Here is a 12060-nt window from a genome sequence, read left to right as displayed (position 1 = left end):
TTAGCCGGGCGACGCCGCGGCCTAGCCGCGCCGTGCCGTCGGACGGGTTTGCTGAAGCGACCCGCCTGCCGCGCTGCGCGTGGTGCGGGTGGTCGGGCTCGAACCGACACTCCTTGCGGAACGGGATTTTGAGTCCCGCGCGTCTACCAATTTCACCACACCCGCGTGGCGACCCCGCCGGGCCGCGGGCGCGCTACCCCAGCGCGTCCGCGGCGGCAAGTATCACCAGGAGTTCTGTTGCGGCGCGCCATAGCCTTGAGCGGGTTGCTGACCATAGCCTTGGCCGTAGCCCTGGTCATAGCCGCCCGGCCCGCCGCGCCCCTTGGGATCGGGCCCGAACCGGTTCGCCCCCGCCGTGCCGTCGGAGAAATACCAGACCAGCAGGAGCACGCCGATCACCAGCCCGACCAGCCCGCCCACCAGTGCCACCACCTGGCTATGCATCGCACCGCCCGCGACCTGGATGACCGAGCCGATCATCGGCGCGAGTATCCACCAGCCCGAATGATCGGTGTCGTGCAGCCGCCTGACTGCCACGGCCAGCGACGGCAGGAAGATCGCCAGCAGGAAGATGCCAAACAACGCGAAGACGATGATCGCGCCGCCCGCGCCCGCCGCGGTTCCGCCCGAGCTGCCCTGACTTGCGCCAAGGATCGCGGTCGCGCCAAGCGCTACGCCGAGCACGACGAAGACCAGATAGACGACGAAGATGAACAGCGTCCACATCCAGTATTCCATGCGCCGCGACCGGCCGCTGAACTCCGCGTAGCGCCGGAACGGCATGAACATGAACTCCATGTAAAAATTCCCCCTTCTCGCCTGCGCACCCCTGCGCGACTCGCCACGATGGTGCCGGACGGCGGGCCCGGGAGCAAGCACGCAGCGGGCCCGAGCCGGCGACCATCGGGATCAGCGAGGCGGGAGGCTGCTGGCCACAGGGCGGCGGATGATCGGCCGGGCCGCGGTCCCTCCCATAGGCCGTCGCGACGCCGCGCATCTTCGGGCCGGCCCCGAAGCGGTTGGAGCCGGCCCTACCGCTCATCAGATACCAGACCAGCAGCAGCACCCCGAGCAGCAGCGCGATCAGGCCGCCGATCAGCGACACCGGCACGGTATCAGGATGAAGAGCGGCCACCGCGGGTATTCCCGCCGCCGCGAGCGGCCGCTGAAGTCGGCATGCCGCTTGAACGGCATCAGCATCCATTCCACCGCAATCGCCCGTTCACCGGCCACCCTGCGCGGCTCACCGCGAGTTTGCCGAGCTGGCTGATCTCGATCAACCGCTGCGCTACCGGCCGCCGCGGGAGACATTCACGCGCGTGGCGCCGTCCGCCGATAGCTCAGCGCCTCTGCAACGTGCAGCCTGCCGACGCCGTCGCTGCCCGCCATGTCGGCGATCGTGCGCGCGACACGCAGGATGCGGGTATAGCCTCGCGCCGACATCCGCATCGCCTCCGCCGCCTGGGCGAGCAGCTTGCGGCCCGGCTCGTCGGGGGTGGCGACCCGCTCCAGCAGCGCACCTTCGGCTTCCGCGTTGGTGCGGACCGGCTCCTCGGCAAAGCGCGCCGTCTGTAGCCGGCGCACCGCGGCGACGCGCTTCGCAACCTCGGCCGACCCCTCCGCGGGCGGCGGCAAGACCAGGTCGGCGGCGCTGACCGCCTGCACCTCGACATGGAGGTCGATACGGTCGAGCAGCGGCCCCGACACCTTGGTCTGATAATCGGACGCACAGCGCGGGGCCCGGGCGCAGGCGAGCCCCGCATCGCCCAGATGCCCGCAGCGGCACGGGTTCATCGCCGCGACCAGCTGCACCCGCGCGGGAAAGGTGACATGGGCGTTGGCACGCGCGACGCTGACCGTGCCGGTCTCCAGCGGCTGCCGCAGCGAGTCGAGCACGGCGCGGTTGAACTCGGGCAGCTCGTCGAGGAACAGGACGCCGAGATGCGCGAGGCTGACCTCGCCCGGCTTGACCCGCAGGCCGCCGCCGGTCAGCGCCGCCATCGAGGCGGAATGGTGCGGGCTGCGGAACGGCCGCGTCCGGGTCAGCCGGCCGCCCGTCAGCGTTCCCGCTACAGACTGCACCATGCTGACCTCCAGCGCCTCCGCGGCGTCGAGGGGCGGCAGGATGCCGGGCAGGCAGCTGGCCATCAGCGACTTGCCGGCGCCGGGCGGGCCGACCATCAGCAGATTATGGCCGCCCGATGCGGCGATCTCCAGCGCGCGCTTTGCGGTCTCCTGGCCCTTGACCTGGGCGAGGTCGGGGCCGTGGACGGCGTCGTCGGCCTCGCCGGGCACGGGCGTGTCGAGCAGCCCCTGCCCCTTCAGATGATTGAGCAGCGACAGCAGATCGGGCGGCGCCACCACCTCGACCGTCCCGGCCCAAGCCGCCTCGGCACCCTGCGCGGCGGGGCAGATCAGGTTCTTGCCCGCTTCGGATGCGTGTAGCGCGGCGAGCAGTACACCGGGTGAGGGCGCGATCCGGGCGTCGAGGCCGAGCTCGCCCACGACGACATATTCGCCCAGGGCCTCGACATCGACGATGCCCATCGCCGCCAGCAGCGCCAGCGCGATCGGCAGGTCGAAATGCGATCCCTCTTTGGGCAGGTCGGCGGGCGAGAGATTGACTGCGATCCGCTTGGGCGGCAGCGCCAGCCCCATCGCGGCGATCGCGCCGCGGACGCGCTCCAGGCTCTCGCGCACTGCCTTGTCGCCCAGACCGACGATGTTGAAGGCAGGCAGGCCGGGAATGAGCTGTACCTGCACCTCGACGCCACGCGCCTCCAGTCCCAGATACGCCACCGTCGACACGATCGCCGCCATGCGGTCCCCCTTGTTCCTGCGGTGTTCTTACCGGAATTTGCGGAGAGCGGAAGGTCGGCCCGCTGCGGTCGAGCTGCCTTGTATCGGCAACACACCCGCCCCACCTAAGCGGCGTGACGGGCCTTCTCGCCTACTGCCCCGCGTTGACTTTGACGGCCCCCTTCCGTATGCGGTTGCCCATTCAGGCCGTCCTCGGGGCGGCCTTTTGCTGTTAAACGAATTGGGAATGACCGATGAAGCGGACCTTTCAGCCGAGCAACCTGGTGCGCGCACGCCGGCACGGGTTCCGGTCGCGGATGGCGACGGTCGGCGGCCGGGCGGTGATCCGCGCCCGCCGCGCGCGCGGCCGCAAGAAGCTGTCGGCGTAACCGTCCTCTCGCGCCGCAAGGATTTCCTCGCGGCCAACGGCGGCAGACGCGCACCGATGCCGGGTTTCGTCCTGCTGGTGCGTCCGCGTAACGACGGCTCGCCTGCGATGCGGGTCGGCTACACCGTTACCAAGAAGATCGGCAACGCGGTCGTCCGCAACCGCATGAAGCGTCGCTTCCGCGCGCTGGCGGCGGCAATGCTGCCAGGAGGCGGCGTCCCGGGGGCGGACCATGTCCTGATCGGCCGCGCTGGCGGCGTCGAGCGCGACTTCGCGCTGTTGAAGGCGGAGCTAGGCAAAGCGTTGCGGAAACTGGCCGCGCTCCTCGCCCCTGCAGGGAGGGAGTAAGCGGTGCTGACCCGCCTTCTGATCCTGCTCGTCCGCGGCTGGCAGCGGGGACCGTCGGCGGTCATGCCGCCGACCTGCCGGTTTCAGCCCAGTTGTTCCGCCTATGCAATCACCGCCCTTGGCCGCTATGGGGCGGCCAAGGGCGGGTGGCTGGCGATCAGGCGCATCGCGCGCTGTCATCCCTTCGGGTCGTACGGCCCGGACCCCGTACCCTGATCCCTAAGGCTTCCGCGTGACCGAAGAACGGCGCAACTTCATCCTGTTCGCGGTGATCGCGGCGGTTATCCTGCTGAGCTGGCAATGGGCGATCCATCGCTATGCGCCGGCCAATCCGCCCGCGACGCAGATCGTCGACGGCCGCTCGCGCCCGGTCGCGAGCCCCGCCGCCGATCCGACCGCCGACAGCCCGGCGGCGACCCGCACGCGCGCGCAGGTGCTTGCGGCCACGGCCGGCGAACGTGTCCGGATCGACACGCCGGCGCTCAGCGGCTCGATCAACCTGCGCGGCGCGCGGATCGACGATCTCGTGCTCAAGCGGCACCGCGAGACGATCGCTTCCGACTCGCCGCCGATCCGGCTATTCTCGCCCGACGGCGCGCCGCAGGCTTCGTTCGCGCAGCTTGGCTGGCGTGGCGGCCCCGGGCCGGAGACGCTGTGGCGCGCGTCATCGACGGTGCTGGCCCCGGGCCGGCCGGTGACGCTGTTCGCCGTCAATTCGGCCGGGCAGCGGTTTCGCATCGAGCTGGCGATCGACGACGATTATCTCTTCACCGTCCGGCAGACCGTGGCCAACGCCAGCGCCGCTGCGGTGCAGGTCGCGCCTAACGCCTCGATCGTCCGGGTCGGCGTCGCCAAGGATCTGAGCAGCTGGCAGTCGCATGTCGGCCCAATCGGCGTGTTCGGGTCGGGCGCCAACTACGACATCGACTACAAGAACCTGCAGGGCAACGAGCCCGGCATCTTCTCGCGCATTTTCGGCACAACCGCCAAGCCGGGCGACAATCTGTTCGCGGCGCGCGGCGGCTGGGTTGGCTTCACCGACAAATACTGGCTGACCGCGCTGGTGCCGGCGGCGACCGCGCAGGTGCAGAGCGGGTTTCGTGCGACGACCACCGACCGGTTCACCGGCGGCTTCACGCTGGCCGACGCTCAGCTACCGCCCGGGAAGGCGCTGATCTCCACCGCCCGGCTGTTCGCGGGGGCCAAGGAAACGCGGCTGCTCGACCGCTACGCCGCGGCCGGGGTGACGCAGCTCGACTATGCGATCGATTGGGGCTGGTTCCGCGTCGTCGAGAAGCCGATCTTTTATTATCTCGACTGGCTGTTCCGGGTCGTCGGCAATTTCGGCGTCGCGATCATCCTGCTTACCGTCACCATCCGCGCGCTGATGTTTCCGGTCGCACAGCGCCAGTTCGCGTCGATGGCGAAGATGCGGGTGGTTCAGCCCAAGATGAAGGCGGTGCAGGAGCGCTGGAAGGACGATAAGGAGCGGATGCAGAAGGAGGTGATAGCGCTCTACAAGACGGAAGGCGCCAATCCCGTCGCAGGCTGCCTGCCGACGCTGCTGCAGATCCCGATCTTCTATGCGCTCTACAAGGTGCTGTCGCTGACGATCGAGATGCGGCACCAGCCTTTCGTCGCTTGGATCAAAGATCTGTCCGCGCCCGACCCGCTGACGCCCATCAACCTGTTCGGGCTGCTGCCGTTCACGCCGCCAGGGATGCTCCACCTAGGCGTGCTCGCGATCCTGCTCGGCGGCACGATGTGGGCGCAGTTCCGGCTCAACCCCGCGGCGCCCGATCCCGCGACGCAGCAGGTGATGGGGATCATGCCGTGGGTGATGATGCTGTTCTTCGCGCCGCTCGCGGCGGGGCTGCAGCTCTATTATGTCATGTCCAACCTGATCTCGATCGGCCAGCAGCGGCTGCTCTATCGCCGCCACCCGCAGCTGAAGGAGGCGCCCGCGAAATGAGCAATCCTCCCCAGCATGGGGAGGTGGCGGCACCCGGCGCCGACGGACCGGGTTCGCCTCCGGGCGATCCGCGCGCGACGGGCCACCTCCCCCACTCGGCTTCACCGAGCGCTCCCCCTCCCCGTGCCGGGGAGGATTTAGAGGCCGCGCGTAAACTGTTTGCCGGGCCGGTGACTTTCCTTAAATCGGCGCCGGCGCTGCAGTTCCTGCCCGACCCGGTCGCGCCGGAAGTGGCGTTTGCAGGCCGGTCGAACGTCGGCAAGTCGTCGCTGCTCAACGCGCTGACCGGCCGCAATGCCCTTGCCCGCACATCGAACACGCCGGGGCGGACGCAGGAGCTGAATTTCTTCGACGTCGGAGCCGGTCCGGTGCTCCGCCTCGTCGACATGCCCGGCTATGGCTTCGCCAAGGCGCCGCCCGAGATGGTCCGGCGCTGGCGCTTCCTGGTCAACGACTATCTGCGCGGACGGCAGGCGCTGAAACGCGCGCTGGTGCTGATCGACGCACGCCACGGCATCAAGGAGGTCGACCGCGACATCCTGGCGATGCTCGACGCCGCCGCGGTCAGCTATCGGCTGGTCCTCACCAAGGCCGACAAGATCAAGGCGAGCGAGCTGGCGGACGTGACGCAGCGGACTGCTGCCGAGGCGCGCAAGCACCCCGCCGCGCACCCCGAAATCGTCGCGACCTCGTCCGAAGGCGGGCTCGGCATCGCGGAGCTGCGCGCCGCCGTGCTCGACGCGATCGGCTAGACCTCGCGATAGGTCGCCGCATAGTCGACCGGGAAGTTGACCGACCGCGCGATGAAACAATGCCGGTGCACCTCGGCGTGGATCGCCTCCGACCGCACCAGATCGGCGCCCGCCCGCACCGTGATCGTTGGCTTCAGCGTCGCGCGCAGAAACCGCCCCGTGCCGTCGGACGCGCTTTCGCCCTTCGCGACCGGCTGATCGACATAATCTGTCACGACGATGCCGGCGATGCTCGCCAGGTGCAGATACCAGAGCATGTGGCACCCAGACAGCGTCGCCAGCAGCAGATCCTCCGGGTTCGGCAGCCGCGGATCGCCGCCCAGCAGCGGGTCGTTGGAACAGTGGATCACCGGCTTGCCGGGCGTCGATATATCCCAGGTTCGGTCGTAGCCGCGATACGCGCGCGTGCCCTCGCCGCGATTGCCGGTCCAGGCGATGCGGCAGGTATAGTCGTGCTCGGCCATGCTCCTCCCCCTCGCGCCCGCAAGGTAACGTCCACGACGGTTGTCGGCAAACCGCAGGGTGGCTATTCCTGTCGCCCATGAAGCTTCTCATCGGCAACAAGGCCTATTCGTCCTGGTCGCTCCGCGGCTGGCTCGCGTGCAAACAGTCGGGGCTGCCCTTCGAGGAAGTGGTGGTCCCGCTCTACGACGCCGAATGGGACAAGCGCCGCGAGGGCGACGAGTTCGCGCCGTCCGGCGGCAAGGTGCCGGTGTTGTGGGACGGTGAGGAGATCGTCGTTTGGGACAGCCTGGCGATCGTCGACTATCTCGCCGACAAGGTGGGTCGCGACCGCTATTGGCCCGCCGGTGACGCCCCGCGCGCGATGGCGCGGTCGATGGCGGCGGAAATGCATTCCAGCTTCGCCGCGCTGCGCCGCAAGCATTCGATGAACGTGCGTCAGATCCACCCCGCGCACACGCCCGACGATGACGTGCTCGCCGACCTGAAGCGCATTATGGAGCTGTGGGCGCAGGCGCGCGCGCGGTTCGGGGGCGCAGGCGATTTCCTGTTCGGCGATTTCGGCGCGGCCGACATCATGTTCGCGCCCGTCGTGACACGCATCTTCACCTATCAGCTGCCCTTCGCCCGCTTCGCTTCGGCGTACCTGGAGGCGATGCTGCTCCATCCGTGGATGCAGCAGTGGATCGCCGAGGCGCAGGAAGAGGAATGGGTGATCGAGCAGTACGAAAAGCCCGTTCAGGAGTGATTGACCCCGTCGCGCTGCTCCAGGCGCTGATCGCCGAGCCAAGCGTCACGCCTGCGCGCGGCGGGGTGTTCGATGTGCTGCAAATGGCGCTGGTGCCGCTGGGGTTCGTGGTGGACCGGTTCGAGGCGGGCGAGCCCCCAAATGGGCCGGTCGAGAACCTGTTGGCGGTGCGCGCGGGCGCGGGGCCGCTGTTCGCCTTTGCCGGGCACCTCGACGTCGTGCCGCCGGGCGAGGGCTGGACCGGCTCGCCCTGGGACGGCGAGGTGCGCGGCGGGATGGTGTATGGTCGTGGCGCGGTGGACATGAAGGGCGCGGTCGCCGCGTTCGTCGCGGCGGCGGCGGCGGTTCCTGAAACTGCATGTGCGCTGGTCGTCACCGGTGACGAGGAAGGCCCGGCGCTGCACGGCACCCGAGCGCTGATCGAGCGGATGCGCGCGCGCGGGATCGCGCCGGCGATGTGCCTGGTGGGAGAGCCGACCTCCGTGACGCGGCTGGGCGACACGGTGAAGATCGGGCGGCGCGGATCGCTTTACCTGACGATCGAGGTGCCGGGTAAGCAGGGCCATGTCGCCTACCCGCACCTGGCGGACAATCCAGTGCCCAAGCTGATCCGCGCGCTGGCAGCAATCGATGCGATCCGGCTGGATGGGGGCACCGACTGGTTTCAGCCCTCGAACATCGAGATCACTGACATAGGGGTCGGCAACCCGACGAGTAACGTCATCCCGGCGCGCGCGAGCGCGCGGCTGTCGGTGCGGTTCAACGACCTCCATCGCGGCGAAGCGCTGGTCGCGCGGCTGACCGCGATGGTGAAGGAGCACGCGCCCACGGCGGTGGTGACCGCGCGTGTGTCGGGCGAGTCGTTCCTGACCGCGCCAGGGCCGCTGTCCGACTTGGTCAGTGCGGCAGTGGCGGAGGTGACTGGCCTGAGCTCCGAGTTGTCGACCAGCGGCGGCACCTCCGACGCGCGGTTCCTGACGGAGGTTTGCCCGGTGGTCGAGCTGGGTCTGATTAACGCCACGATGCATCAGGTCGACGAAGCGGTCGCGGTGGAGGATGTGGAGGGGCTGGCGGCGATCTATGAGGCGGTGTTGCGGCGCATTGTTGCCTGCACATCATAGGCGTACCGAATCGCCTTCGATCGGCATTAGGGTTCACATGATAGCTTCTTTGCGTGCACTATATTCTTGCTCGACCAGCGCGCTGCGGCTGTCGAACGCCTTTCCGAAGGCGCGCTTCGTTGAGGCTGTTGCCCAGACGACGATTTCTTTGTTGCACTCACCAGCAATCCTGTTGCGCTGGCCTTCCGTCATGACTCTTCCACTAGGCATGCGCGCAGCCACGCAGCTTCGCGCTGGCGCGGTGACGTCTCGGCGTTCCGCGCACTCCGCTAGAACAAACAAGGTGATCGTGACTAACGAAGCGCGAGTGCGGAGGCACCTCATCGCCGCCTGAGCACGATATACAAAGCCCCCGCGCCGCCGTGACGCGGGTGGGCGTTTCTAACCGCGGCGATGCGGTCGGCAAATCGACTCGCGGCGAGCCAGTCCGCCACCGCGGCCCTGATCGCGCCGCGGGCATGGGGGCGTTCGCTTTCTGGGCGAGGGGGTTTGCCGGTGACGAGGAGGAGCAGCCGGTCGCCGCGGGCCAGTGCGCGATCGAGGCCTTGATCAAGCAGCGCATGTGCCGAGGCGAGCGTGTGGCCGTGCAGGTCTAGGCTGGAGTCGGGCTGCGCCAGGCCGCGGCCGAGGCGGCGGTCCCAGCTGCCGTCGAGCGTGGCCGTTGCGTGCGGCGGGGAACGGCGTGGCTCGCCCTCACCCTTCCGGCACTCTGCGCCTCCGTCCCTCTCCCGATGGGAGAGGGAATTGTTCGCCGGAAGCGGGCGCAGGAGTGCGGGTGGCACGGAGGGTGCCGCCATCTTCGCAGCGACGGCCCGCAAAGGCCGCACGCTCGCCATCACCCGGGCCCAGGCCTGCGCCTCGTCAGCGTTGAGGCGCCGGGCCGTCACTGCCGAAGCCTTGCGCCGTACCGCCCTGACCGGACGGCGCGCCCTGCAACCGCGCCAGCGTGCCCACCGGCAGCAACAGCCAGGCGGTGCCGTGCGCGCTCATGCCGCCTGCGATCGCCTCCGCCTGCGCGCCTGCACCCCAGAAGGTGTCGATCCGGTTGGCGCCCCTGATTGCGCCGCCCGTGTCCTGCGCCACCCACAGCCGCGAGGCGTCGGTGCGGTCCATCGACAGGAAGACAGGGGCGCCGAGCGGCACGAACTTCGGGTCGGCGGCGACGCTGACCCCGCCCGCGACCGGATAGCCCATCGCGCCGAGCGCGCCGCCGGTCAGCTCGCGGAAGAAGACGAAGGAGCGGTTCTCGCGCATCAGCGCCGCGCCTTCGTCAGGGTGATCGTGGAGATACTGGACGATCCCCTGCATCGACGCCTGCCCGGGGCCGAGCAGCCCGCGCTGCCGCATCAGCGCGCCGATGCCGGTATAATCGCGACCGTTCTGCGTGTCGTAGCCGATCCGCAGCAGCGAGCCGTCGGGCAGGCGGAGATTGCCCGAGCCCTGGATTTGCAGGAAGAACAGCGCCACCGGATCGGCCGCCCAGGCGAGCACCCGCGCCCGGCCGCCCAGCGCCCCGCCCTCTATTGCGGCGCGGTCATAATAGGGCACGAAGGCGGCTCCCTCGACGCGCCCCCTAATCTTCCTGCCGCGCAGCTCGGCGTTGAACTGGCCGAGGTCGACGTCGATCAGATCGGTAGGCCGCGCGTAGATTGGCGTGTCATAGCCCGGCCGCCGTTCGCGCGACGCGGTGATCTCGGGAATGTAATAGCCCGTCGCGAACGCGCGCCCGTCGCCGACCTGCACCGCCTCGAACTGCGCGGCGAAAAAGGCGAGAGCGGGGCCGCCCTGCCCCGCCGCCTGACAGGGCGCGCGCCAGTCCTCGGACCGGGTCAGCCCCGTCGCATCGGTCCGTCGCAAAAGACCGGGGCAGGACAGCCGGAACGCGTCACGCGCCACCGCCGCCTGTTCCTCCCCGATCGGCAGCGCGGCGACCGACGGCCCGGCGACTAGCCCGGCTCCTGCCGCCGTCGTCGCGCCTGGCGTAGTGGTCGCGGGCATCGGCCCGAGCGGCACTGCCCCCGTCGGCCGCGCGACCGGCGCGGGCGGGCGCGGGTAGCTGGGGTAGTTGCGGCGCGGCAGCGGCGTCGTATCGACCGCGGGCGGCACCAAGCGCCCGGCGCACGCAGCGAGCATCAGCGCCAAGGCCACGACGATCAGGCGGCGCACGACCGCCTCAGGCTTCGTCGGTGTCGGCAAGCTTCCAGTTCGGATCGCCGCTCTTCAGCGTCCGGGCGAAGGTCCACAGATCGTGGGTCTCGACCGCATCGGTCAGCGTCCCCGCGATCACCTCGCCCGCGGCGTTGCGAGTTACGGCGGCGATATCGGCGTCGAAGCGCACTGTAATCTGAGCCTCGCGCCCCTGCGCCTGGCTTTCGACGATTGCGGCGCGGTCGATCCGGACCAGCCGGTTGTCGAGCACCTCCCCCGCTTCGTTGCGGGCGGCGATGGCGGCGGCGAAATGCTCGCGCACTTCGGGCGTGCAGAGGTCGGCCAGCGCCGCCTCATCGCCGCGCCAGAACGCCTCCAGCGTCATCCGGTACGCCGCCTGCGCGCCGTCGAGAAAGCGTGACACGTCAAACCCGGGCTCACCCGCGACGATCGCGCGGATGCCCGGTTCGGCGCGCGGCTCGATCGGCTTCAGACCGGGATCGCGCGGTTCCGGCAGCGGCTCCACCGCGCGCGGCAGCGTCAGCGGCAGCGCGCGATCCTCCGCGGCACGCGCGAACGGACGTTGCTCATGCCCGGTACGCTTGCCGAGCACGCTGTAGAGCCGCAGCGCCAAAAAGCCTGCGACCATGCCGAGGACCACGATATAGAACGTCATACCGGTTCAACATAAGCCAAGTGCACGCGGTTTCAAAGCGCCGCCCCGTTGAATCGTTCCGCCCTCGCTGCTAGCGGCGGCGCTTTCCCACGCGACGGCCCTCCACGATCGGCCGCGCGCTTCATCTTGACGAGGAACAGGGCTTCTCATGGCAGACGACACCCCCGGCGATCAGCCGCTTGCCAACGGCGCCGACACCGCGCCGTCTGCGGGCATGATCTCGCAATATGTCAAGGACCTGTCGTTCGAGAACCCGGCCGCGCCGTCCGTCTATCAGAGCCAGGAAGCGCCCGCGATCGACGTTCAGTTCAACATCGGCTCGGCGCAGGTCGGCGACGAGGTGCATGAGGCGACGCTGAAGATCGAGGCGCGTGCCGACATCGCCGGTCAGGTCGCCTTCATCGTCGACCTGACCTATGCTGGGTTGTTCGGCTTTCGCAACGTTCCTTCCGACCAGATCCAGCCCTTCCTGCTCGCCGAGGCGCCGCGGCTGCTGTTTCCCTTCGCGCGGCGCGTGCTGGCCGATGCGGTGCGCGACGGCGGCTTTCCGCCGCTGATGCTGGAGCCGATCGACTTCGGCCAGCTCTACCTGCAGCAGCAGGCGGCGCAGGAAACCGGCACCGAGGGCGCGGCGGGTACAGCGTAG

14 protein-coding genes, 1 tRNA gene and 1 pseudogene are annotated in these 12060 nt (G+C 69.3%); 8 read left to right on the top strand and 8 right to left on the bottom strand.

Features of this window, described 5'->3' with window-relative positions; genetic code table 11:
* Window positions 1-80: 80 nt before the first annotated feature.
* The 3 genes from ACP2AD_RS07740 to ACP2AD_RS07730 all read right to left on the bottom strand — a co-directional run bounded on the left by ACP2AD_RS07740 (window position 81) and on the right by ACP2AD_RS07730 (window position 2820).
* Window positions 81-165: transfer RNA gene (locus tag ACP2AD_RS07740), tRNA-Leu, on the bottom strand.
* Window positions 166-222: 57 nt separating this feature from the next.
* The gene (locus ACP2AD_RS07735) at window positions 223-798 is read right to left on the bottom strand and encodes a DUF805 domain-containing protein (protein ID WP_425229503.1); all 576 of its coding nucleotides are present in this window, start codon (window positions 796-798) and stop codon (window positions 223-225) included.
* A 513-nt stretch (window positions 799-1311) separates the two neighbouring features.
* A complete protein-coding gene (locus ACP2AD_RS07730) occupies window positions 1312-2820 on the bottom strand; it encodes a YifB family Mg chelatase-like AAA ATPase (protein WP_425229502.1) in 1509 nt (502 codons plus the stop codon).
* Window positions 2821-3053: 233 nt separating this feature from the next.
* On the opposite strand from ACP2AD_RS07730, the gene rpmH reads away from it, so the two are divergent.
* From rpmH to yihA, 5 genes and pseudogenes are all read left to right on the top strand, one after another.
* Window positions 3054-3188 (top strand): 50S ribosomal protein L34, encoded by a 135-nt coding sequence (gene rpmH / locus ACP2AD_RS07725; RefSeq protein ID WP_017978410.1) that lies wholly within the window; start codon window positions 3054-3056, stop codon window positions 3186-3188.
* A gap of 17 nt (window positions 3189-3205) precedes the next feature.
* A pseudogene (rnpA, locus tag ACP2AD_RS07720) lies at window positions 3206-3535 on the top strand (ribonuclease P protein component); the annotation flags it as partial.
* A gap of 3 nt (window positions 3536-3538) precedes the next feature.
* On the top strand, window positions 3539-3751 hold the full coding sequence (gene yidD, locus ACP2AD_RS07715; protein ID WP_425229501.1) for a membrane protein insertion efficiency factor YidD: 213 nt from the start codon (window positions 3539-3541) through the stop codon (window positions 3749-3751).
* A 16-nt stretch (window positions 3752-3767) separates the two neighbouring features.
* Complete coding sequence (gene yidC / locus ACP2AD_RS07710; RefSeq protein ID WP_425229500.1) at window positions 3768-5507, top strand: membrane protein insertase YidC; 1740 nt, start codon at window positions 3768-3770, stop codon at window positions 5505-5507.
* Window positions 5508-5662: 155 nt separating this feature from the next.
* Window positions 5663-6259: a ribosome biogenesis GTP-binding protein YihA/YsxC gene (yihA, locus tag ACP2AD_RS07705; protein ID WP_425231119.1), complete on the top strand. Its 597-nt coding sequence runs from the start codon at window positions 5663-5665 to the stop codon at window positions 6257-6259.
* Here yihA and ACP2AD_RS07700 read toward each other — a convergent pair.
* Window positions 6256-6723 carry an OsmC family protein gene (locus ACP2AD_RS07700; RefSeq protein ID WP_425229499.1) on the bottom strand — a complete coding sequence of 156 codons (468 nt, stop codon included), beginning with the start codon at window positions 6721-6723 and terminating at the stop codon, window positions 6256-6258. The genes yihA and ACP2AD_RS07700 overlap by 4 nt on opposite strands.
* Before the next feature lie 77 nt (window positions 6724-6800).
* Here ACP2AD_RS07700 and ACP2AD_RS07695 point away from each other — a divergent pair, with 77 nt between their 5' ends.
* Together ACP2AD_RS07695 and dapE are read left to right on the top strand one after the other, a co-directional pair.
* Window positions 6801-7469 (top strand): glutathione S-transferase family protein, encoded by a 669-nt coding sequence (locus ACP2AD_RS07695; protein ID WP_425229498.1) that lies wholly within the window; start codon window positions 6801-6803, stop codon window positions 7467-7469.
* Window positions 7466-8590 (top strand): succinyl-diaminopimelate desuccinylase, encoded by a 1125-nt coding sequence (dapE, locus tag ACP2AD_RS07690; RefSeq protein WP_425229497.1) that lies wholly within the window; start codon window positions 7466-7468, stop codon window positions 8588-8590. The genes ACP2AD_RS07695 and dapE overlap by 4 nt, the downstream gene beginning before the upstream one ends.
* A gap of 33 nt (window positions 8591-8623) precedes the next feature.
* Here dapE and ACP2AD_RS07685 read toward each other — a convergent pair whose 3' ends face one another.
* The 4 genes from ACP2AD_RS07685 to ACP2AD_RS07670 all read right to left on the bottom strand — a co-directional run bounded on the left by ACP2AD_RS07685 (window position 8624) and on the right by ACP2AD_RS07670 (window position 11414).
* A complete protein-coding gene (locus tag ACP2AD_RS07685) occupies window positions 8624-8782 on the bottom strand; it encodes a hypothetical protein (protein WP_425229496.1) in 159 nt (52 codons plus the stop codon).
* Window positions 8783-8910: 128 nt separating this feature from the next.
* A complete protein-coding gene (locus ACP2AD_RS07680) occupies window positions 8911-9426 on the bottom strand; it encodes a Smr/MutS family protein (RefSeq protein ID WP_425231118.1) in 516 nt (171 codons plus the stop codon).
* Window positions 9427-9451: 25 nt separating this feature from the next.
* A complete protein-coding gene (locus ACP2AD_RS07675) occupies window positions 9452-10723 on the bottom strand; it encodes a murein transglycosylase A (RefSeq protein ID WP_425231117.1) in 1272 nt (423 codons plus the stop codon).
* A 40-nt stretch (window positions 10724-10763) separates the two neighbouring features.
* Window positions 10764-11414: a Tim44/TimA family putative adaptor protein gene (locus ACP2AD_RS07670; protein ID WP_425229495.1), complete on the bottom strand. Its 651-nt coding sequence runs from the start codon at window positions 11412-11414 to the stop codon at window positions 10764-10766.
* Window positions 11415-11562: 148 nt separating this feature from the next.
* Here ACP2AD_RS07670 and secB point away from each other — a divergent pair, with 148 nt between their 5' ends.
* Window positions 11563-12060, top strand: coding sequence for a protein-export chaperone SecB (gene secB / locus ACP2AD_RS07665; protein WP_425229494.1), 498 nt, complete (start codon window positions 11563-11565; stop codon window positions 12058-12060).

The organism is Sphingomonas sp. (assembly GCF_965248875.1).
Taxonomy (GTDB): domain Bacteria; phylum Pseudomonadota; class Alphaproteobacteria; order Sphingomonadales; family Sphingomonadaceae; genus Sphingomonas.
The sequence above is the reverse complement of the archived record's forward strand: the minus strand, read 5'-3'. Positions and strand labels throughout refer to the sequence as shown.

What these genes read in the sequence shown, in the direction of transcription:
- ACP2AD_RS07735 (WP_425229503.1), bottom strand. Translation starts at nt 798, where the DNA reads ATGGAGTTCATGTTCATGCCGTTCCGGCGCTACGCGGAGTTCAGCGGC.
- ACP2AD_RS07730 (WP_425229502.1), bottom strand. Translation starts at nt 2,820, where the DNA reads ATGGCGGCGATCGTGTCGACGGTGGCGTATCTGGGACTGGAGGCGCGT.
- rpmH (WP_017978410.1), top strand. Translation starts at nt 3,054, where the DNA reads ATGAAGCGGACCTTTCAGCCGAGCAACCTGGTGCGCGCACGCCGGCAC.
- ACP2AD_RS07700 (WP_425229499.1), bottom strand. Translation starts at nt 6,723, where the DNA reads ATGGCCGAGCACGACTATACCTGCCGCATCGCCTGGACCGGCAATCGC.
- ACP2AD_RS07695 (WP_425229498.1), top strand. Translation starts at nt 6,801, where the DNA reads ATGAAGCTTCTCATCGGCAACAAGGCCTATTCGTCCTGGTCGCTCCGC.
- ACP2AD_RS07685 (WP_425229496.1), bottom strand. Translation starts at nt 8,782, where the DNA reads ATGACGGAAGGCCAGCGCAACAGGATTGCTGGTGAGTGCAACAAAGAA.
- ACP2AD_RS07680 (WP_425231118.1), bottom strand. Translation starts at nt 9,426, where the DNA reads ATGGCGAGCGTGCGGCCTTTGCGGGCCGTCGCTGCGAAGATGGCGGCA.
- ACP2AD_RS07675 (WP_425231117.1), bottom strand. Translation starts at nt 10,723, where the DNA reads ATGCTCGCTGCGTGCGCCGGGCGCTTGGTGCCGCCCGCGGTCGATACG.
- ACP2AD_RS07670 (WP_425229495.1), bottom strand. Translation starts at nt 11,414, where the DNA reads ATGACGTTCTATATCGTGGTCCTCGGCATGGTCGCAGGCTTTTTGGCG.
- secB (WP_425229494.1), top strand. Translation starts at nt 11,563, where the DNA reads ATGGCAGACGACACCCCCGGCGATCAGCCGCTTGCCAACGGCGCCGAC.